The 17,664-nt window shown below is 60.4% G+C and carries 21 protein-coding genes; 12 read left to right on the forward strand and 9 right to left on the reverse strand.

Going from position 1 to position 17,664, the window contains the following annotated elements:
* The first annotated feature begins 8 nt into the window (after positions 1 to 8).
* The 7 genes from thiL (at position 9) to ribA (ending at position 5,219) form a co-directional block, all read left to right on the forward strand.
* Positions 9 to 1,001: a thiamine-phosphate kinase gene (gene thiL / locus A8C75_RS02085; protein WP_067377418.1), complete on the forward strand. Its 993-nt coding sequence runs from the start codon at positions 9 to 11 to the stop codon at positions 999 to 1,001.
* Between the two features lie 14 nt (positions 1,002 to 1,015).
* Positions 1,016 to 1,483, forward strand: a complete 468-nt coding sequence (locus tag A8C75_RS02090; protein ID WP_067377421.1) for a phosphatidylglycerophosphatase A family protein — start codon at positions 1,016 to 1,018, stop codon at positions 1,481 to 1,483.
* 75 nt (positions 1,484 to 1,558) lie between these two features.
* Complete coding sequence (locus tag A8C75_RS02095) at positions 1,559 to 1,897, forward strand: PBPRA1643 family SWIM/SEC-C metal-binding motif protein (RefSeq protein WP_067377423.1); 339 nt, start codon at positions 1,559 to 1,561, stop codon at positions 1,895 to 1,897.
* Between the two features lie 245 nt (positions 1,898 to 2,142).
* Entirely contained in the window at positions 2,143 to 2,445 is a 303-nt protein-coding gene (locus A8C75_RS02100) for a PepSY domain-containing protein (RefSeq protein WP_067377426.1), read from the forward strand.
* 14 nt (positions 2,446 to 2,459) lie between these two features.
* Complete coding sequence (locus A8C75_RS02105; RefSeq protein WP_067377429.1) at positions 2,460 to 3,119, forward strand: response regulator transcription factor; 660 nt, start codon at positions 2,460 to 2,462, stop codon at positions 3,117 to 3,119.
* Positions 3,116 to 4,498: an ATP-binding protein gene (locus A8C75_RS02110; RefSeq protein WP_067377432.1), complete on the forward strand. Its 1,383-nt coding sequence runs from the start codon at positions 3,116 to 3,118 to the stop codon at positions 4,496 to 4,498. Before A8C75_RS02105 ends, A8C75_RS02110 begins: the two co-directional genes overlap by 4 nt.
* Before the next feature lie 70 nt (positions 4,499 to 4,568).
* Complete coding sequence (gene ribA, locus A8C75_RS02115) at positions 4,569 to 5,219, forward strand: GTP cyclohydrolase II (protein ID WP_418287453.1); 651 nt, start codon at positions 4,569 to 4,571, stop codon at positions 5,217 to 5,219.
* A 565-nt stretch (positions 5,220 to 5,784) separates the two neighbouring features.
* On the opposite strand, the gene A8C75_RS02120 is transcribed toward ribA, so the two are convergent.
* From A8C75_RS02120 to A8C75_RS02130, 3 genes are read right to left on the reverse strand one after another with little or no spacing between them, the layout of a single operon-like run.
* Complete coding sequence (locus A8C75_RS02120) at positions 5,785 to 7,563, reverse strand: 1-deoxy-D-xylulose-5-phosphate synthase (protein WP_067377435.1); 1,779 nt, start codon at positions 7,561 to 7,563, stop codon at positions 5,785 to 5,787.
* Complete coding sequence (locus tag A8C75_RS02125) at positions 7,563 to 8,447, reverse strand: polyprenyl synthetase family protein (protein WP_067377438.1); 885 nt, start codon at positions 8,445 to 8,447, stop codon at positions 7,563 to 7,565. The genes A8C75_RS02120 and A8C75_RS02125 overlap by 1 nt, the downstream gene beginning before the upstream one ends.
* A gap of 3 nt (positions 8,448 to 8,450) precedes the next feature.
* The gene (locus A8C75_RS02130) at positions 8,451 to 8,693 is read right to left on the reverse strand and encodes an exodeoxyribonuclease VII small subunit (RefSeq protein ID WP_067286079.1); all 243 of its coding nucleotides are present in this window, start codon (positions 8,691 to 8,693) and stop codon (positions 8,451 to 8,453) included.
* 169 nt (positions 8,694 to 8,862) lie between these two features.
* On the opposite strand from A8C75_RS02130, the gene pomA reads away from it, so the two are divergent.
* Together pomA and A8C75_RS02140 are read left to right on the forward strand one after the other, a co-directional pair.
* A complete protein-coding gene (gene pomA, locus A8C75_RS02135; RefSeq protein WP_067377442.1) occupies positions 8,863 to 9,624 on the forward strand; it encodes a flagellar motor protein PomA in 762 nt (253 codons plus the stop codon).
* A 7-nt stretch (positions 9,625 to 9,631) separates the two neighbouring features.
* Positions 9,632 to 10,564, forward strand: coding sequence for a flagellar motor protein MotB (locus tag A8C75_RS02140; protein WP_067377445.1), 933 nt, complete (start codon positions 9,632 to 9,634; stop codon positions 10,562 to 10,564).
* 106 nt (positions 10,565 to 10,670) lie between these two features.
* Here the strand turns inward: A8C75_RS02140 and A8C75_RS02145 are convergent, their stop codons facing one another.
* The 4 genes from A8C75_RS02145 to A8C75_RS02160 form a co-directional block, all read right to left on the reverse strand.
* Positions 10,671 to 10,976 (reverse strand): c-type cytochrome, encoded by a 306-nt coding sequence (locus tag A8C75_RS02145; protein WP_067377448.1) that lies wholly within the window; start codon positions 10,974 to 10,976, stop codon positions 10,671 to 10,673.
* A gap of 192 nt (positions 10,977 to 11,168) precedes the next feature.
* On the reverse strand, positions 11,169 to 11,372 hold the full coding sequence (locus A8C75_RS02150) for a hypothetical protein (protein ID WP_067377451.1): 204 nt from the start codon (positions 11,370 to 11,372) through the stop codon (positions 11,169 to 11,171).
* A gap of 86 nt (positions 11,373 to 11,458) precedes the next feature.
* A complete protein-coding gene (locus A8C75_RS02155; protein WP_067377456.1) occupies positions 11,459 to 12,466 on the reverse strand; it encodes a PA2778 family cysteine peptidase in 1,008 nt (335 codons plus the stop codon).
* A 2-nt stretch (positions 12,467 to 12,468) separates the two neighbouring features.
* Complete coding sequence (locus A8C75_RS02160; RefSeq protein ID WP_084783667.1) at positions 12,469 to 12,876, reverse strand: PA2779 family protein; 408 nt, start codon at positions 12,874 to 12,876, stop codon at positions 12,469 to 12,471.
* A 181-nt stretch (positions 12,877 to 13,057) separates the two neighbouring features.
* Between A8C75_RS02160 and A8C75_RS02165 the strand changes: the two genes are divergently transcribed.
* Complete coding sequence (locus A8C75_RS02165) at positions 13,058 to 13,948, forward strand: DMT family transporter (protein WP_067377462.1); 891 nt, start codon at positions 13,058 to 13,060, stop codon at positions 13,946 to 13,948.
* 51 nt (positions 13,949 to 13,999) lie between these two features.
* Here A8C75_RS02165 and A8C75_RS02170 read toward each other — a convergent pair whose 3' ends face one another.
* Both A8C75_RS02170 and A8C75_RS02175 read right to left on the reverse strand, forming a co-directional pair.
* Positions 14,000 to 14,722, reverse strand: a complete 723-nt coding sequence (locus tag A8C75_RS02170) for a TorF family putative porin (protein WP_067377465.1) — start codon at positions 14,720 to 14,722, stop codon at positions 14,000 to 14,002.
* A gap of 127 nt (positions 14,723 to 14,849) precedes the next feature.
* Entirely contained in the window at positions 14,850 to 15,704 is an 855-nt protein-coding gene (locus tag A8C75_RS02175; RefSeq protein WP_067377468.1) for a LysR family transcriptional regulator, read from the reverse strand.
* A gap of 109 nt (positions 15,705 to 15,813) precedes the next feature.
* On the opposite strand from A8C75_RS02175, the gene A8C75_RS02180 reads away from it, so the two are divergent.
* Positions 15,814 to 17,076, forward strand: a complete 1,263-nt coding sequence (locus A8C75_RS02180) for a cyanate transporter (protein WP_227819817.1) — start codon at positions 15,814 to 15,816, stop codon at positions 17,074 to 17,076.
* A gap of 108 nt (positions 17,077 to 17,184) precedes the next feature.
* Complete coding sequence (locus A8C75_RS02185) at positions 17,185 to 17,652, forward strand: Hsp20 family protein (RefSeq protein WP_067377474.1); 468 nt, start codon at positions 17,185 to 17,187, stop codon at positions 17,650 to 17,652.
* The last annotated feature ends 12 nt before the right edge of the window (positions 17,653 to 17,664 follow it).

Raw genomic sequence — 17,664 nt, forward strand, 5'->3', positions numbered from 1 at the left:
ACAGCGCCTTGGACGAGTTTGCGCTCATACGGCATTACTTCAGCAGCCTGACCGATAACGACGCCAGCATTGTCGTCGGCATTGGTGATGACTGTGCCCAGGTGCGGGTGCCGCCGGACATGGATCTGGTGCTCTCAATCGATACCCTGGTTGAAGGCACCCACTTCCTGGCGGGAACCGATCCTGCGCATATCGCCAGTCGGCTCATGGGGGCTGCTGTCAGCGACCTTGCCGCCATGGGGGCGCAGCCTGCCTGGTTCACCCTGGCGCTGACGCTGCCCCGTGCCGATGAAGCCTGGCTCGCGGCCTTTGCTGCAGCCCTGGGGCACTGTGCACGGCGTTTTGGCATTCGTCTGGTGGGCGGTGACACCACCCGCGGCCCGCTGACGCTGAGCGTGCAGGTGCAGGGGCTGGTGCCCGCCGGGCGTGGGCTGCATCGCCGCGGCGCCGCTGTGGGCGATCTTGTCTGTGTCTCCGGCACCCTCGGTGACAGTCGTGCAGGTCTGGATATCCAGCTGCGCCCCGAGGTTCAGCCTGATCCGCTGCCGGCCAGCAGTCAGGTCTTGCTGCAGCGTTTCTTTGCCCCCGAGCCCAGGCTGTCGACCGGTCTTCTGATCGCCGATTATGCCAGCAGCTGTATCGATATCTCCGATGGGCTGCTGGCGGATCTGGGGCACATTCTTCGGGCCAGTGACGTCGGTGCCCGTATCGAGCGTCGCCAGCTGCCGTTGTCCAAGGCGCTGCGGGCCTATACCGATATAGAGCAGGCGCGGGACTGGGCGCTGTCCGGTGGCGAGGACTTCGAGCTCTGCTTTACGGTACCCGCTGCGCGCTGGGATGCGCTCTGCGCGCAGCTTGAACTCCACGGGGTGCCGCTGTGTTGTGTGGGCGAAATTCTGCCTGCCAGCGCCGGCCTGCGACTGGAAGACGGGGGTGTGCAGCTGGCCGAGAGTACTCAGGGCGGCGGATATAACCATTTTGCGCAGGGCGATGACGCCTGATAGCGGGAGTAGCGATGCAGGGTTTGGCAGTTTGGCGCAATCCGGTTCATTTTCTGGCCTTTGGCTTTGGCAGCGGTCTGGCACCCAGGGCCCCCGGAACCTTTGGTACCCTGGCGGCGATTCCGCTTTATCTGTTGATGACGCTGCTGCCCCTGTGGGGGTACCTGCTGGTGCTGGTCGTGGCGGCGGGGCTGGGGATCTATCTGTGCGGGCGCACGGCGCGGGATATGGGCGTACATGATCACCCCGGTATCGTCTGGGATGAATTTGTCGGCTTCTGGATCACCATGCTGTTCGTACCGGTTAACTGGGTCTGGATTCTGGTTGGATTTGCGCTGTTCCGGCTGTTCGATATATGGAAACCCTGGCCGATTCGGATGGTCGATCAAAAGGTCGAGGGCGGCTTTGGCATCATGCTGGATGATGTGCTGGCCGGGATTTATGCGCTGCTGGTACTGCAGTTGCTGGTGTTTCTTTTTTAGCAGTCTGTCGGGTCTTGCTGATCGTTAGCGCTGTGATATTTCGCAATTTAATTCTTCCTGTGCAGGATCTGTATCATGTCTGACAAGTTTTTCTTTAAAGGTCGCCAAACACCCAAGCCTAAACATTCAAGTTATGGCTTTAACACCAAGCGCGCCGCAAAGCCTGGGACTGAGGACTCACCGCTGGCGCTGTCGGTTCAAAACGAAGCGCGCAAAGCCGAAGTTGAAGCCATGCTGCTTGAGCATCAGCTCATTGCGACCATTAGGGTCGATGCTGAGGCCGATGAAAATATTGCTGATATGCTGAGTCTGATTAATACGCCGAAAACCGTCAGTCTGGATGCCAAACCCAATCGTAATGATCCCTGCTCTTGCGGTAGCGGAGTTAAGTATAAAAAGTGCTGTGGCGCTTAGGATCAAATTTGAGTTTAATCCGGGTCGTGCAGGAACAGTTAGACAGCTAGCTGTCGTTTGAGTGTTTCTGGTCAGTTGTTCCGGCAGTCGTTATAAGGTTTGCAGTCGTCATCCGCGACATCCAAGGAGTGCACAGAATCCTGGATTCAGTCTTGTTTCAGACAGGCGGCGTAGCCTGCAGGCTGAACAAGAGCGGCCTGACCTGAGCGACCTAGCCAGGTATCAGTGCGTCGATCGGAGGGCCCATGAAAAAACCTCAATTACTGTTTTTCGCGGCACTGCTGCTGAGCGTCACGCTTAGCGCGAGCGCCCTGCAACCCATACGGCTGGATGTGGAAGCCTGTCGCAAGCTGGTGGAAGCCGGTGAAATTCTCTCGATGATGGATCTGATGGAGCGGGTCGAACAGCTGTCCGCAGGTCAGCTGCTCGACAGCGTGCTGTTGCAGACTGACACTGTCTATATATATGAGCTCGAAGTGGCCGGTACCGATGGTGTGGTGCGCATGTTGCATATCAATGCCCGCTCGGGCGAGCTGGTCGATTTCTAGGGAGATTGTTGGCAATGCGTGTACTGCTGGTAGAAGATGACCCGGCACTGGGCCCGGACCTGAAGAGCGAGCTTGCCCGTAGCGGCTATGCGGTTGATCTGGTCGATAACGGCGTGGACGCCGAAGCCGCCGGCTACGAGGATATCTACGATATAGCCGTGCTTGATCTGGGGTTGCCAGGCAGGCCGGGGCTTGAGGTGCTGCATAACTGGCGCAAGCGCAAGAATGCGCTGCCGGTGCTGATTCTCACCGCCCGTTCGGCCTGGCAGGAACGGGTCGACGGTTTTGAAGCCGGCGCTGATGATTACCTGTGCAAACCCTTTCATACCGAAGAACTGCTGCTGCGCATGAGTGCGCTGCTGCGCCGGGTGCATCAACAGGCCGGTGCGGCGCTGGAAGTGGCCGGCCTGTTGCTGGATGAGAAGACCCAGTCGGTGGTGCCCGAAGGCCAGGCCCCCGTCAGCCTGACCGGCACCGAGTACCGTCTGCTGCGCTACTTCATGCACAACCCGGCCCGGGTGCTGTCCAAGCTGCAGCTGGTGGAGCACCTCTACGATGACGCCGTCGAAAACGACAGCAATGTTATCGAGGCCTACATCAAGATGCTGCGCAAGAAGATAGGCCATGACCGCATCGAGACCCGGCGCGGCCAGGGTTACGTTTTCCGGCCGTGAAATCGATTCAGACCCGCCTCAACAGCGCCTTTGTACTGATTACCCTGGCGCTGTGCCTGATTCTCTGGGTGTCCTACAGCTGGTTTCTGCGCCAGACCGCCTACGATTTTGTCAATGCCAGCCTTGGCAGTGAAGCCTATGTGCTGCTCAAATCCGTTGAAATGGACGAAAGCGGGGGCTGGCGTATCAATGCGCAGTATGTCGCTCCCGTGTACGAGCAGCCGATGTCCGGCCATTATTTCCAGTTCCAGGTGGGGGATGACCCCAAATGGCATTACTCGCGCTCGCTGTGGGATGAAAGCATTCCGCTGCAGGGCGGCGAGCCGGTGGGCAACCAGGGCCTGCGGCTGCTGAAAATGCATGACAAGCCCTGGCTGGTGCGCGAAGAGGTATTCACCAAGGATGGGCGCCGGCTGCGCATGCTGCTGGCATCGGACGTCAGCCATATTGAGTCGGGGCTGGCGCGCTTGCGCTGGGGCATGATGCTGGTGGTGGCACTGTTTCTCGGCGCCATGCTGCTGGCGCAGATACTGGTGATCCGCAGCGGGCTGCGCTCGCTGGTGCGGGTGGGTGGCCAGCTTAATCAGCTCAAGCAGGGTGACATACGCCAGTTGCCGGCGGCCGATACCGCCGAGGTGGAGCCGCTGGTTACCGAGATCAACTATCTGGTCCAGAGCATGGAAATGCGTCTGACCCGCTCGCGCAATGCACTGGGTAATCTGGCCCATGCCGCCAAGACGCCACTGACAGTGCTGGACCGCCAGATCGAGGCGCTGCAGCGTATAGCGCCCGAGCAGGCGGAGCCGCTGCGTGAACAGTCGAAGCATCTGCGTGATCTGATGGAGCGCGAACTGCGCCGAGCCCGCATCGCAGGTGCAGCCCTGCCGGGGCATCGCATCTACCTGCAGCAGGAACTCGACAAGCTGGTGCGCACCATGCATGCAGTACATCGCGATCGCCAGCTGCAAATCGATACCCAGCTCTCGGCCACCAGCTATTTTCCCGGCGAGCGGGATGATCTGGTGGAGTTGCTGGGGAATTTGCTCGATAACGCCTGCAAATGGGCTAAGAGCCGGGTGCGGGTCAGTGGCATGATGGATGAACACTGCCTGGATCTGCGCATCGCCGATGATGGCCCGGGTGTCGCGGCGGATCAGCGCGAGCGTCTGCTGCAGCGCGGTGAGCGGCTGGACGAGTCCCGTGCCGGCCACGGCCTTGGCATGAGTATAGTGACTGAAATCGTGCGTCAGTACGGCGGTGAACTGGATCTGCAGCGGGCGGATCTGGGCGGGCTGGAAGTGCGGCTGTTGCTGCCGCGTCGCCAGGGACTGGATCTGTCTGCCAGCATGCACCGGGATAGTGCAGAACCCCCCTTGTAAAAGTTCCTGCCTGCCTCCATCTAAGGGAAATCATCCAAACGTCGCCTGACGTGCAGGCTGCTGTTAAAATATGCGCCTTCGTTCGCTGAGGATCGGGTCTGTGTCAGTTAAATATGTTGCGTCGTCCAAATTGCCAACCCCCTGGGGAAGCTTCACCATGGTGGGTTTCGAGGACGAAAGCAGCGGCAAGGAACATGTCGCCCTGGTTTTCGGCGAAGTGGCCGGCAGCACTGCGGTGCTGACGCGGGCCCATTCCGAGTGCCTGACCGGTGATGCGCTGTTCAGCCTGCGCTGTGACTGTGGCTTTCAGCTGCAGGAAGCGCTCAAGCGCATCAGTGAGGAAGGCAGTGGTGTGCTGCTGTATTTGCGCCAGGAAGGGCGTGGCATTGGCCTGCTGAACAAGATCCGTGCTTATCATCTGCAGGATGGCGGTGCCGATACGGTGGAAGCCAACGAACAGCTGGGTTTTGCCGCCGACATGCGCGACTACAGCATGTGCCTGCCGATGCTGGAACATCTGGGCGTGCAGCAGGTCAGGCTGATGACCAACAACCCGCGCAAGGTAAAGGCGCTGGAACAGTACGGTGTGCCTGTGTCCGAGCGGGTACCGCTGCAGGTGGGCAAGAACCGCCACAATGAGCAGTACCTGGCCACCAAGATGGGCAAGCTGGGTCACATGATGACCGAGCACCATTTCCGCGACGACGAAGAAGAAAATTGAAGGGTTGCGGGTTTGGGCGCTAGAGCACTTTCATCTTACATCGACCCGCGATAGTTGAGATGAGATTAAGGTGACCCTGTTGGAGCCTGTTCAGGCTGGAGTATCAGAGCGGTTTGATGGCTCGTATTGCGCCTTGCTGGCGCGTTACTTTCTTTGCTCGTGCAAAGAAAGTAACCGAAGAAAGCACGCCCCAATGAAGCCTTTTCGCTGCGCTCTGAGATCATTCGGCGGGCTGCGCTGACAGTACATCCATGTACCTCATCGCAGGCGCATCAGTCCCTGTTGCGCCCCTTCGGGCCTATTCGTCGAATGACCTCAGTGCTCGCTGGCTTCATAAGGGGAAACAAGAGCCGCTCTGATGTTTCGGTGGCAGAGCACTTTCATCTTACCTCGCCCCATACCCTGCCACCTCGAAGTAAGGCAGCACTCAAAGCAACCTTGATCGACAGACAAGTGTTTCGTGAAAATGCTCTAGCCTGGCCCTGCCCCCCCTTGGGACGCTGACCTCAGGGGCTCGCTTTTCAGCTTTTTGCCCCCTTTTACCTTGTTCCTTGCCCCTCGTGTTTCAGGCGTTCAGCCGTGCCTCAATACGCGTGATTATCTGATCCGCACTCAGTTCGCAATCTACTAACTGTTCTGCCCGCGAGGCGTGTTCGATCCAGCGATCGGGTACACCCAGGCAAAGCAGATCCCCGCCAAGGCCGCTGGCCTGCAGATATTCCGCCACCGCAGAGCCTGCGCCACCCTGTACCGCATGATCCTCCAGCGTGACCAGCAGGCCGTGGCTGGCGGCGAGTTCAGAAATGCGACTTTGATCCAGTGGTTTCACGAAACGCATGTCCACCAAGGTCAGCCCCAGCGCCTGGGCGGCGGTTTCTGCCTGGGGCAGCAACGGGCCGAAGTTGAGCAGTGCTGCGCGTTTGCCGTGCCGCAGAGTTCGGCTTTGCCCCAGCGGGATTTGCGTCATGCCAGCGCCCGGCACCAAGCCCGGGCCTCCACCACGGGGGTAACGCACCGCCGCGGGACCCGGGTGCATATAGCCGGTATAAAGCAGATCGCGCAGTTCCTGCTCGTCGGCGGGGGTCATGATCAGCATGTCGGGCAGGGTACGCAGGCAGGCGATATCGAACAGGCCTGCATGGGTGGCGCCGTCTTCGCCGACCAGGCCCGCTCTGTCCAGCGTCAGCAGCACATCGAGTTGCTGGATGGCGATGTCATGCACCAGCTGGTCATAGGCGCGCTGCAGGAAGGTCGAATAGATGGCTACCACCGGCTTCATGCCACCGCAGGCGAGGCCGGCGGCCAATGTCAGGGCATGCTGCTCGGCGATGGCAACATCGAAGTAGCGTTCGGGGAAACGTGTCGAAAACTCGATCAGATCCGAGCCTTCGCACATGGCCGGCGTGATGGCGACCAGCTTGGCGTCGAGCTCGGCCTGATCGCAGATCCAGCGCCCGAAGATATTGGCAAACTTAGGCCTCGCTGGGGCACTGGGTTTGACCACCGGTTCTATCTTGGTAATGGCGTGGTATCCCACAGGATCCGCTTCGGCGGGGGCGAAGCCTTTGCCCTTGCGGGTCACTATATGCAGGAACTGTGGGCCTTGGGCATTGAGCACCTTGTGCAGCGCCGGCAGCAGGGCGTCCAGGTCATGGCCGTCGAGTGGGCCTGTGTAGGCGAACTCCAGAGCTTCAAACAGGGGGGCTGCGACATTCCTGTCGGTGCGGTGCTTGAGATTTGTCGCCAGGTAGGTCGCCAGCCCGCCTTCGTTGTGGGAGATCGACATGTCGTTGTCGTTCAGGATCACCAGCAGGTTGGCACCGGTGTGACCGGCATGATTCAGTGCCTCAAAGGCCATGCCGGCGGTCATGGCGCCATCACCGATGACGGCCACGGAGCGGTGTGCGCGCCCCTGCAGCTGATCGGCCAGGGCCATTCCCAGCGCTGCGCTGATGGAGGTGCTGGAGTGGCCGGTGCCAAAGGCATCGCAGGGGCTCTCGGCACGCTTGGGAAAGGGTGCCAGGCCGTCCTGCTGGCGCATGCTGAACATCTGCTCGCGCCGGCCGGTGAGAATCTTGTGGGGGTAACTCTGGTGGCCCACATCCCAGATCAGATGATCCTCAGGCGTATTGAGGCAGTAATGCAGAGCAACGGTCAGCTCTATAACACCAAGGCCTGCGCCAAAATGGCCGCCGGTCTGGCCCACGCTGTACAGCAGGAAGGCGCGCAGCTGCTCGGCCAGCTCCGGCAGCTGGGCCGGGCTGAGCTGGCGCAGCTGGGCCGGGCTGTCGATGCTGTCGAGTAGCGCGGTTACCGGGCGCTGCAGAGGGATCTGTTCGAACATCAGTGATCCCGTTTGACGATATAGTCGGCCAGGGCGCGCAGTGGATCGGCCTCGCTGCCAAAGAGCGCCAGGGCTTCAATGGCCTGGCTGTGCAGCTGCTGCAGTTTTTCCCGCGCACCGGTCATGCCGAGCAGCGCCGGGAAGGTCGGCTTGTTCTGTGCCAGATCCGAGCCCTGGGGCTTGCCCAAAGTAGCGGTGTCGCCTTCGATATCCAGGATGTCGTCCTGTACCTGGAAGGCAAGACCAATGGCATCGCCGAACTGGCGCAGCGCCTCGTAGCGCTCACCGCTGTCGACACCGGCGGACAGGGCGCCCAGTTCCACTGAGGCGGTGAGCAGGGCGCCGGTCTTGTGGCGGTGCATCTGTTGCAGCTGTTGCAGCGTCAGGCTTTGGCCGACATGGGCCAGATCGAACGCCTGCCCGGCCACCATGCCCTGATCGCCCGCGGCCCGTGCCAGTACGGCCAGCATGCGCAGCTGCAACTGTGGCTGCAGTTCGGCCTGAGGCTGTGCCAGCCATTCGAAGGCGCTGCATTGCAGCGCATCACCGGCGAGTATGGCGCAGGCTTCGTCAAAGGCGATGTGGCAGGTGGGTTTGCCACGGCGCAGGTCATCGTCGTCCATGGCAGGCAGGTCGTCATGCACCAGGGAGTAGCTGTGCACGGCCTCCATGGCGCAGGCCGGCGCGTCGGCCGCGTTCAGCTGCCCGTCGAGCAGCTGGTTGCACAGATAGACCAGACCCGGGCGGATGCGCTTGCCGCCATTAAACAGGGCGTAGCGCATGGCTTCCTGCAGGCGGGGCTCGATGCTGCGGTGTTGCAGGCGGCTATCAAGCGCGCTTTCGACGCGCAGGCAGTAGTGTTGCAGCAGAGAGTTCAGAGCCACGGATCAGGCATCCTCAGGGTCGGTGAAGGGGACTGTTTGCAGCTCGCCATCTTTTTCTACCAGCATCCGCACCTTCTGTTCGGCCTGATCGAGGATGCCCTGGCAGTCGCGGGTCAGGGCAATGCCCTGTTCAAATGCCTGCAGTGCATCGGCCAGTGGCATGTCGCCCTGTTCCATGCGGTTCACCAGCTGCTCAAGCTCGGTCAGCGAGGTTTCGAAGTCTGGAGTCTTTTTTGTGCGTGGCATCAGGCTTACCCGTGATCAATGAGGCGTAAAAAGTACTAGAGCATGGCAACAGGGTCAATCCGGCCCTCAGGCCCGGATCGAACAATCGCTGCACAGGTGTGCTCGATTAAAATTCTGTTATCATGCGGCGTAGCCGATAATACGCCTGTTCGGAGTTAAGGAGAAACCCGTGGATATCGCAACGCTGGTCGGTTTGATCGGATCAATGGGCATTGTCATCGCGGCCATGGTGCTGGGCGGTGATGCGGGCATTTTCGTCAACCCGCCCTCGCTGCTGATCGTGGTCGGCGGAACTCTGCTGGTAGTACTGATGAAGTACACCCTGCAACAGTTTCTGGCAGCAGGCAAAATCGCCGCCAAGGCGTTCATGTTCAAGTCACAGAATCCGGAAGACATCATTACCGAAACCGTTGAGCTGGCCGATGCCGCGCGCAAGGGTGGTTTGCTGTCGCTGGAAGAAAAGGAAGTTGGCAACGCCTTTATGCAGCGCGGTATCCAGCTGCTGGTGGACGGGCATGATCCCGAAATTGTGCGCATGCTGCTGAACAAGGAAATGCGCCTGACGGTCGAACGCCACGATTTCGGCAGCCGCATCTTCCGTGCCATGGGGGATGTGGCGCCGGCTATGGGCATGATCGGCACCCTGGTGGGCCTGGTACAGATGCTCTCCAATATGAGTGATCCCAAGTCTATAGGCCCGGCCATGGCGGTGGCGCTGCTGACCACCCTGTACGGCGCCATGATTGCCAACATGCTGGTGCTGCCCATTGCCGACAAGCTGGCGGTGCGCAAGGATCAGGAGGCGCTGAACCAGGCGCTGGTGATTGATGGTCTTCTGGCCATTCAGGCCGGCCAGAATCCGCGGGTTATCGAGCAGATGCTGCGCAACTACCTGCCGGAGAAAAAACGCCTGGTAGCCGCCGCCGGATAGCCGACCTATGACCGATCAAACAGAATGTGAATGCCCGCCCTGCGAACCTGGCCTGCCGGCCTGGCTGGCGACCTTTGCCGATCTGATGTCGCTGCTGATGTGTTTCTTCGTGCTGCTGCTGTCCTTTTCCGAAATGGATGTGCTCAAGTTCAAGCAGCTGGCAGGTTCCATGCGCGAAGCCTTTGGCGTACAGAATCAGATCAAGGTGGAAGACATTCCCAAGGGTACTTCTGTCATTGCGCAGGAGTTCAGCCCGGGGCGGCCGGAGCCAACACCGCTGAACGAAGTGCGCCAGATGACCATCAACAGTGACCTGAATACACTGGATGTACGCTCCAAGGAAGGCGAGAACGACACACCGGACAAGTTCAGGGGCAGTGTTGAGGCACTGCTCAAGCAGCTTGCCAAGGAAGCGGAGCAGGAAGCCATCGAATTTGCCGCGGCACTGGCGAAAGAAATTGGTGATGGTTCGGTGGAAGTGGAAACCGATGGCGCCAAAATTATCATTCGCGTAAAGGAGAAGGGGTCTTTTGACTCGGGTTCGGCCGAACTCAAGTTTGACTCCATTCCTATCATCGCCAAGATCCGTGATGTCCTGCTGAACGTGAACGGCACTGTTGCCGTGCAGGGGCACTCTGACTCCATCCCGTATTCGGGCCGGCGCTTCGAGTCCAACTGGGACCTGTCGGCCGCGCGGGCGCTGGCGGTTGCACACGAACTCTTTGCCGACAGCCGCATGGATCAGTCGCGCTTCACGGTCAGTGGTCTGGCGGCGACCCGTGCCCTCGTGCCCAATGATACGCCGGAAAACCGCAGTCTTAACCGTCGGGTTGAGATAGTGATTCAAAAGGGCAAGGATGAAGAGGCGCTGCTGCCGTTACAGTCCAGGCCTGAGGGGGACACCGAGGGCCAGGCGCTGCGACCGGGTGACATTTTCTGATACAGCCAGTTTTCCGGGGCTCTCCAGTCCGGATCTCCAGCCATAAAAAAACCGTCTTGCGACGGTTTTTTTATGGCTGCTGCAGCCTGTAGGGCTTGGCTGGCGCTTACTTGGCAGCGTCCAGCATGTACTGGATGGCTGCGGTCAGCTCAGTGTCGGAGCAGTCCATGCAGGTGCCCATGGGGGGCATGGCGTTGATGCCACTTTTGGCGCTGGCCAGCAGGCTCTCGACGCCTTTGGCGGCACGGGGTGCCCACTCTTCGGCATTGCCAAGCTTGGGAGCGCCAGCGATGCCCGCTGCGTGGCAAACGCCACATTTGGTGTTGTAGATTTCTTCTCCGCCGCGCTCGGCGTTGGCGGTCATGGGCAGGGAAAGCGCAGCAACTGCTGCCAGGATCAGTGTTGTTTTCATCGTTGTTATCCCTCAAGGCTCATTAGGTCGGCTCAAAAACAACCGAAGTTTAGGACCAGTCTCTCCCTATTGTAAATAGACTACTGGCAGTGAATGACGGCTGAACGTCGGCGGGAGCATTGGCTGGGCAAGACGCTAATGAGCGGGAATGAACGTTTGAATCAGCTGAGCGAGGCTGGGTTTTCTGCCTGCTCAGCGACGCAGGGAAATGGCGAAATCCGCCTGGCCACGCAGTATGCGCGCCTGTTGCTGTTGCTGGTTGTGCTGGGATTGAAGTTCGCACAGCGCCTGCTCGACCGCTGCCCGGGGGGCGATAATCAGGTTGCGGATTTCATCTTTCGAATAACCCTGTTTAAGCAGCTGTTTGAGCTGGGTGCTCAGTTTATTGTGATCCATTGGCTAATATCTCCATTATTGTTAGGCACATTTATACGCGATTTTGATTGCAGATTTGTTGCGGTGGTTTTGGCAGCAGGCTTATTTCAGTTTTGACTGGCGCTGCAGCTGGGCAGCGCGACGCACTGGGATGAGGTTGTGCGTGAGACTCGGGTTTTACCAGAGAGTTCCTGCAGGCTGTCCTGGAAGGCGCTGTTGGCGGGTGCCAGCTGTACGGCGCAATTGACCGCCTGCAGCGCAAGCCGACCACAGCCTTCGGCATTCAGGCTGTAAGCGAGGTTATTCCAGGCGTCAGCGGCATCGGGCTTTTGGGTCAGTGCCCGGCGAAATGCCTGGCTGGCGGGCTTGGCATGGCCTGCGGCCAGTTCCGCATTGCCGAGCGCCATGGACACCAGGTAATCATCGGGCCAGCGCTGACTGGCACTGTGCAGACTGCGAAGTGCGGCCGGCGCATTGGAGGCTTCCAGCTCCAGGGTGGCCCGTACGACGTCAAACGGCGTGGTCTGCAGTGGCAGCTGCCCAGGGGGGAGGGCTAGCAGAGCCCAGCGGTTACTGCGCTCCCAGGTGCGTTCAAACAGCTTCAGCGGTGTGATGCGTCGTTGTTCGGTACCGGAGCGCAGGATGACGTTTTGCGCCTGCAGATCAAAGCCGACGATCACGGCGTAATGCCAGCGCGGAATGATATCCAGCCCCAGATTCTGCATGACTACCACGGGGCGCCCGGCGGCAACTTCAGCCAGCAGCCCTTTTAGCTGGGTCGGTGCTTCCATGGCCAGCATGCCATGACGCCGCGCTGCAACTTTCATCTCGATCTGCAGGCTGCCGCCGCGTTCGGGGATATAGATCTGTGGCACCAGGGCGTCGGGCGTGGTGCGCAGCTGGTCATTGTTCAGCACGGTGGCCAGGGCCGCAGGGCCGCACTGATAGAGTTCCTGTGGATAAAACGGGACTTCGGTGAGTTCGATGGACACCGGCAGGGTGTCGGACAAAATGGCTAGCTGGTCGCTGGAAAAGCGTGTAGCACAACCGCTGAGCAGGAGCAGGCAAAGAGCCCCCGCCGTCAGCAAGACGGCGGGGTTCAGGCGCTTAAGCATAGTTAGCGGACGGGGTGCACGAAGTTGAAGATATTGGTTGCACCCAGCATGTCGGTAATGATGAAGATGATAAAGATCAGCACTATGGCACCCAGCACGCCGGCACCGGCGGGAAGGGAGTCGATCTGCTGGTTAAGGTCGGCGACTTCTGCTGCGGACATGTCGGCAACACGCATCTGTGCATCAACGGGATCGACACCAAAGGCGCTGAGCTGTTCTGCAATATCATCGCGCTGAATCAGGGTTATCAGTTTTTCGCGATCCGCATCGGTGGCCGCGACACTCTGGGGCGCGATCATGGATGAGGTGGATACGGGGGCGGCCTGGGCCAGACCCGAGATGAGTAGCATGCAGGCCATCATGATATGGGCTACAAAAGAACGGACGATGCGGGATTGCTGCATTAGCATTGAAAACCTCCTTGAGGCTGTACCGGCAGGTGCCGGTCTTGGCCTATGGTTTTTACACCTGAATGAAGCTTAGTCGCGTGTGAATGAATATGGGATGAACCCGTTGAATTCAATCATGGTTTTACGCGCCTGTTACCTTAAAATAGTCGACCTTTGGCGTAATGACAGGACATAAGGGAATATGACGAATCTATTATTGGTCACCCTGCTGTGGGCGGTTTCGTTCAGTCTGATCGGTGAGTACCTCGCAGGTCAGGTCGACAGCTACTTTGCCGTGACCACCCGTATTGTGCTGGCGGGGCTTATTTTCCTGCCCCTGACGCGCTGGCGCGGGGTTCCGGCCCCCTTGCGCGTCGGGATTAGCGTTGTGGGGATGCTGCAGTTCGGTCTCACTTATCTGTGCCTGTACCGCTCGTTCGAGTACCTCAGCGTGCCGGAGGTGCTGCTGTTCACTATTTTCACGCCACTTTATGTGACGCTGATCGACGATGCCCTGAACCGGCGTTTCTCGCTGGCCCCGCTGATCGGCACGGCACTGGCGGTGCTGGGCGCGGCCATTATTCGTTACGACGGTCTGAGTGACGATTTCCTGTCTGGCTTCCTGCTGTTGCAGCTGGCCAATCTGGCGTTTGCCGCAGGCCAGGTGGGCTACGCCAATCTGATGCGGCGCTATCCCACGGATCTGCCGGCCTGGCGCAGCTTTGGCTACTTTTTCGCAGGTGCCTTGCTGGTGGCGCTACCGTCTTTCCTGCTGCTGGGCAATCCCGACAAACTGCCGGCAACGCTGCTGCAGTGGAGTGTGCTGGGCTGGCTGGGCATAGTGGCGTCGGGGCTGGGGTTCTACTTCTGGAATCGCGGTGCCTGCAAGGTGGATGCGGGCACGCTGGGCATCATGAATAACGCCCTGGTGCCCGCCGGTCTGATCGTCAATCTGCTGATCTGGAATCGTGATGCCGATCTTGGGCGTCTGGCTGTTGGCGGCGGCGTGATAGGACTCTCACTCTGGGTGAATGCGCGCTGGAAGCAGTGGTTTGCTAAAACTCCTGCAACCCGATCAGGCCATGTGCTCTGATCAGGCAAAGTGCCGTGCCTGAGCCTGCTGGCGTGCAGCGGGCCTGCGGCATCAGAGTGACTTGCTGATCGAAAGCACCCAGGCGTCCTGATTGGCGAGGTGGCCGCTGTTGATGCGCCAGGCGGCGTCTATATCGGTGTTCATATAGGCGAGGGCGATGTCTAGGCCGGCCCAGTTGCCCGACAGCGTCAGGCTGTAGTCGTTGTATTCATCCAGGCCCACGGCGGCGGGGTCGTCAAAATAGCTGCCAAAGGAGTGGCCGGCGTGAATGCCCAGGGCAAGTTCCGCCGGCAGCGCCAGACTGTAGTTGGCTTCGATATAGCTGTAGTCCTCGCCGCTGTTGAAGTAATCTTCGGCGTACCAGTACGCCAGCCGGGCGGGCCCGAGATCCATGCCCAGGCTAAGCTCGTTGTAATCCGCACTGGTGATGGCGCCGGGATAGAAGTAGCGGTACAGGCTGAGGTCATAACTGATGCCGTCGCGGATTTCGCCGTAGTAGCCGGCATAGATATCCAGTTCGACGCTTTCATCGTTGTCATAGGCATCGCCCGCGGCGTAGAAGTCCACATTGCTGCCCCAGACGCCGGCGAAGAAACCGGATGCATGACTGTAATCCAGCCCGCCCTGCAGCGCCGGATCTTCACCACTTTGGCTGATTCCCCGAAAACGGTAGTCGCTGGTGAGGCTGACGTTGCCGCTGATTTCGGCCTGTACCAGGGCCGCTGGGGTGATGAGTGCAAGGCCTAGCAGGGTCTTTGCGAGCAGGTTTTTCATTCTTGTTAGTCCATCCTGTGGTGGGATCAGGCGCGCAACAGCAGCGTCTGGGCCCACACTATTGCCTGTTTGAGAACAGCGTCTCAATACCCTTTAGGGGGTAATCGGAGTGCGTCAGGCCGCCGAGCTAGGCCGCTGAACACAGCCTGATCAGGCGTTTGGCCAGATCCTCGATGCGTGCTGGTGCCGGGCTCTGGTAATGCAGTGCCAGTTCGATGGAACTGGGCGCGATAAAGCCCTGCTCCGGTGTCAGGCGCAGGTGGCCGGGGTGTGCCATGCGACTGGGCAGCAGGCTGACGCCCAGGCCATCCGCTACCGCCGCGCGCAGGCTTGCCAGGCTCGCGCTGAGGTAGCTTATGCGCCAGCGCCGGCCGGCGCTTTCCAGCGCATGAATCATCTCGTCGCGATAGAGCCCGCCCGGCGGAAACATCACCAGCGGCAAGGGGTCCTGCAGCTGGGTCGGCGCCCGGGCGCTGTCGAACCACTCCAGCGGCTCTGGCCAGCTGGCTTGAGCGGCGGCCTGGCCACGGCGCTGCTTGATCAGTATCAGTTCAAAGGCGCCGGCGCCAAACTGCTGCCACAGGCGGGAGCTCAGGTCGCTGGTGACTTCCAGCCGGATATTGGGGTGGGCTTTGGCGAAGGCGGCCAGGGTGGGAGTGAGGCGCTCGGCGGAAAAGTCCTCCGCCACGCCTATGCGCAACTCTGCGGCGTTTTCTCCCGCCTGGATCTGTTCGACAGCCTCATGCATCAGGTTCAACAGGCGCCTGGCATAGCCCAGCAGGTGCTGCCCCTGTTCGCTGGCCTGCACATAGCGACCACGCCGGTCCAGCAGCGTGCAGCCAAGCTGTTCCTCCAGACGGCGGATCTGCTGGCTGACGGTGGACTGACTCAGGTGGACGCGCTCGCCGGCGCGGGTGAAACTGCCACTTTCGATGACTGCAACAAAGCTGCGCAGCAAAACCGGATCAAGGGTCGTAAACATTATTCGATAGTCCACTGATATTTAGTTGGATATTTAATTTATGAATAATACGGTCAACCTTTAGACTGAAGCCAGTAGCAAGAGCAAAGCCTGATAATCCGGAGAGTGAATGAATAGTCTACCGCCAGCCGGGCAACCGGCGTCCCTGGTCATGGCAGCAGATGCAACGGCAGCGCCGGTTGTGGGGCACAGCGCGGGCCTGTGGGGGTTCGCGTTGCTGTTGCTGGTGGGGCTGAATCTGCGGCCTTTTCTGACGTCGGTCGGGCCCGTACTGAATACGCTGCAGGCCGATACTGGCATGGGGCACGGCATGGCGGCGATCCTGACGACCCTGCCCTTTGTCATGATGGGATTGCTGGCACTGGCAGGCGCCGCTCTGGCCCAGCGCTTTGGCGAGCAGCGCACGCTGCTCTGTGCCCTGCTGCTGCTGGCGCTGGGGTGCGGCGCCCGTTTGCTGGCGGACTCAGCTACCAGCCTGATACTCACCGCCATACTGGCCGGAACCGGCGTTGCCACGGTGCAGGCGCTGATGCCGGGTGTCTGCAAGCGCTGGTTCGCCGGGCGTATTGCTTTGGCCATGGGCTTGTATTCGGCGGCGCTGGTGGGCGGCGGTGCCCTGGGGGCACTGGTCAGTCCTGCGCTGGTGACGCTGACGGCAGACTGGCGGCCGGGGCTGGCGATCTGGGCCTTGCCGGCGTTGCTGGCCTGGGGTCTGTGGCTGTGGCGAGCGCCAGAGAGCAGCGCGGCCGCTGACCCTGCGTCGGAAGCTGTGTCGGTGCGCGCATGCTTTGGCCGTCGGCGGGCCTGGTTGCTGGCGCTCTATTTCGGCCTGGCCAACAGCGGTTATGCCAGCCTGGTGGCCTGGTTGCCGTCTTTTTATGTTGATCAGGGGGTGGATGCACAGTCGGCGGGGAGCCTGCTGGCCTGGATGGCACTGTTTCAGGCCGCCGCAGCCTTGCTGATGCCTCTGAGCGTGCGCGGCTCGCTCGATAGGCGCGTCGGACTCTATGTGGTCATGCTGTTGCAGCTGCTGGGTTTTGCGGGCTTTGCCCTGGCGCCCCAGGTCGCGCCCCTGCTGTGGGTCGCGCTGGCGGGCTTTGGCTTGGGAGGCTGCTTTTCCCTCTGTCTGATTGTCAGTCTTGATCATCTGCCGGGTGCCCGCGCCGCCGGCGCCCTGGCGGCCTTTGTGCAGGGTATCGGTTTCCTGATTACCGCCGTCGGCCCCTGGCTGGTGGGGGCGCTGCGTGATGGCGGCGGTGATTTTACTGATGCCTGGTGGCTGCACGGGGCCATTGCCTTTGGCATGCTGCTGGTGAGCGTGCGCTTTAATCCCGCCGGTTACGGGCGCAGCATGACGCGCCTGGGGGCTTGAAACTGTGCCGCGTCGTTCTTATGTAATAAGTGCAGGGGCCGGGTCTCGATGGGATCGGTTGCCTGCAAGGTTGTTTTTGTTTCCTGTCGCTCCGAAGGAGGATATGTCATGAATACGATCGATTTTTCTCCGCTCTATCGCAGCAGTATCGGCTTTGATCGACTGGCAGCCATGCTGGACAGCTCGCTGCGGGCCGACACCTCTGCCAGCGGCTACCCGCCCTACAACATCGAGGTGCTCGATGATGAACGTTATTCCATCAGCCTGGCGGTGGCGGGCTTCAGCAAGCAGGAGCTGGATATCAGGGTTGAAAACAGTGTGCTGAGCGTCGCTGGCAAAAAGGCCGACACGGGCACTGACAGCCGTTTCCTCTATCAGGGCATTGCGACCCGCAGCTTCGAGCGGCGCTTCAACCTCGCCGACCATGTTGAGGTCATCAGCGCCGAGCTGAACAACGGGTTGCTGACCATAGGCTTGCAGCGCCAGCTGCCGGAAGCCATGAAGCCGCGCTCTATCACGATCGACGAAGGCGCATCGGTGCTGGAACACGACAAGTCCGGTGGCCAGGCGGCCTGAGGCGAGACTAGC

Origin of the sequence: Marinobacterium aestuarii, from assembly GCF_001651805.1 — a bacterium.
Lineage (GTDB): Bacteria > Pseudomonadota > Gammaproteobacteria > Pseudomonadales > Balneatricaceae > Marinobacterium_A > Marinobacterium_A aestuarii.

Bases quoted from the DNA above. Each gene is read 5' to 3' on its own strand.
- A8C75_RS02165 (WP_067377462.1), top strand. From the start codon at position 13,058: ATGACGAATCTATTATTGGTCACCCTGCTGTGGGCGGTTTCGTTCAGT.
- A8C75_RS02170 (WP_067377465.1), bottom strand. From the start codon at position 14,722: ATGAAAAACCTGCTCGCAAAGACCCTGCTAGGCCTTGCACTCATCACC.
- A8C75_RS02140 (WP_067377445.1), top strand. From the start codon at position 9,632: ATGACCGATCAAACAGAATGTGAATGCCCGCCCTGCGAACCTGGCCTG.
- A8C75_RS02145 (WP_067377448.1), bottom strand. From the start codon at position 10,976: ATGAAAACAACACTGATCCTGGCAGCAGTTGCTGCGCTTTCCCTGCCC.
- A8C75_RS02130 (WP_067286079.1), bottom strand. From the start codon at position 8,693: ATGCCACGCACAAAAAAGACTCCAGACTTCGAAACCTCGCTGACCGAG.
- ribA (WP_418287453.1), top strand. From the start codon at position 4,569: ATGCGCCTTCGTTCGCTGAGGATCGGGTCTGTGTCAGTTAAATATGTT.
- A8C75_RS02155 (WP_067377456.1), bottom strand. From the start codon at position 12,466: ATGCTTAAGCGCCTGAACCCCGCCGTCTTGCTGACGGCGGGGGCTCTT.
- A8C75_RS02095 (WP_067377423.1), top strand. From the start codon at position 1,559: ATGTCTGACAAGTTTTTCTTTAAAGGTCGCCAAACACCCAAGCCTAAA.
- A8C75_RS02100 (WP_067377426.1), top strand. From the start codon at position 2,143: ATGAAAAAACCTCAATTACTGTTTTTCGCGGCACTGCTGCTGAGCGTC.
- A8C75_RS02090 (WP_067377421.1), top strand. From the start codon at position 1,016: ATGCAGGGTTTGGCAGTTTGGCGCAATCCGGTTCATTTTCTGGCCTTT.
- A8C75_RS02150 (WP_067377451.1), bottom strand. From the start codon at position 11,372: ATGGATCACAATAAACTGAGCACCCAGCTCAAACAGCTGCTTAAACAG.
- A8C75_RS02175 (WP_067377468.1), bottom strand. From the start codon at position 15,704: ATGTTTACGACCCTTGATCCGGTTTTGCTGCGCAGCTTTGTTGCAGTC.
- A8C75_RS02180 (WP_227819817.1), top strand. From the start codon at position 15,814: ATGAATAGTCTACCGCCAGCCGGGCAACCGGCGTCCCTGGTCATGGCA.
- A8C75_RS02105 (WP_067377429.1), top strand. From the start codon at position 2,460: ATGCGTGTACTGCTGGTAGAAGATGACCCGGCACTGGGCCCGGACCTG.
- A8C75_RS02120 (WP_067377435.1), bottom strand. From the start codon at position 7,563: ATGTTCGAACAGATCCCTCTGCAGCGCCCGGTAACCGCGCTACTCGAC.
- A8C75_RS02185 (WP_067377474.1), top strand. From the start codon at position 17,185: ATGAATACGATCGATTTTTCTCCGCTCTATCGCAGCAGTATCGGCTTT.
- A8C75_RS02160 (WP_084783667.1), bottom strand. From the start codon at position 12,876: ATGCTAATGCAGCAATCCCGCATCGTCCGTTCTTTTGTAGCCCATATC.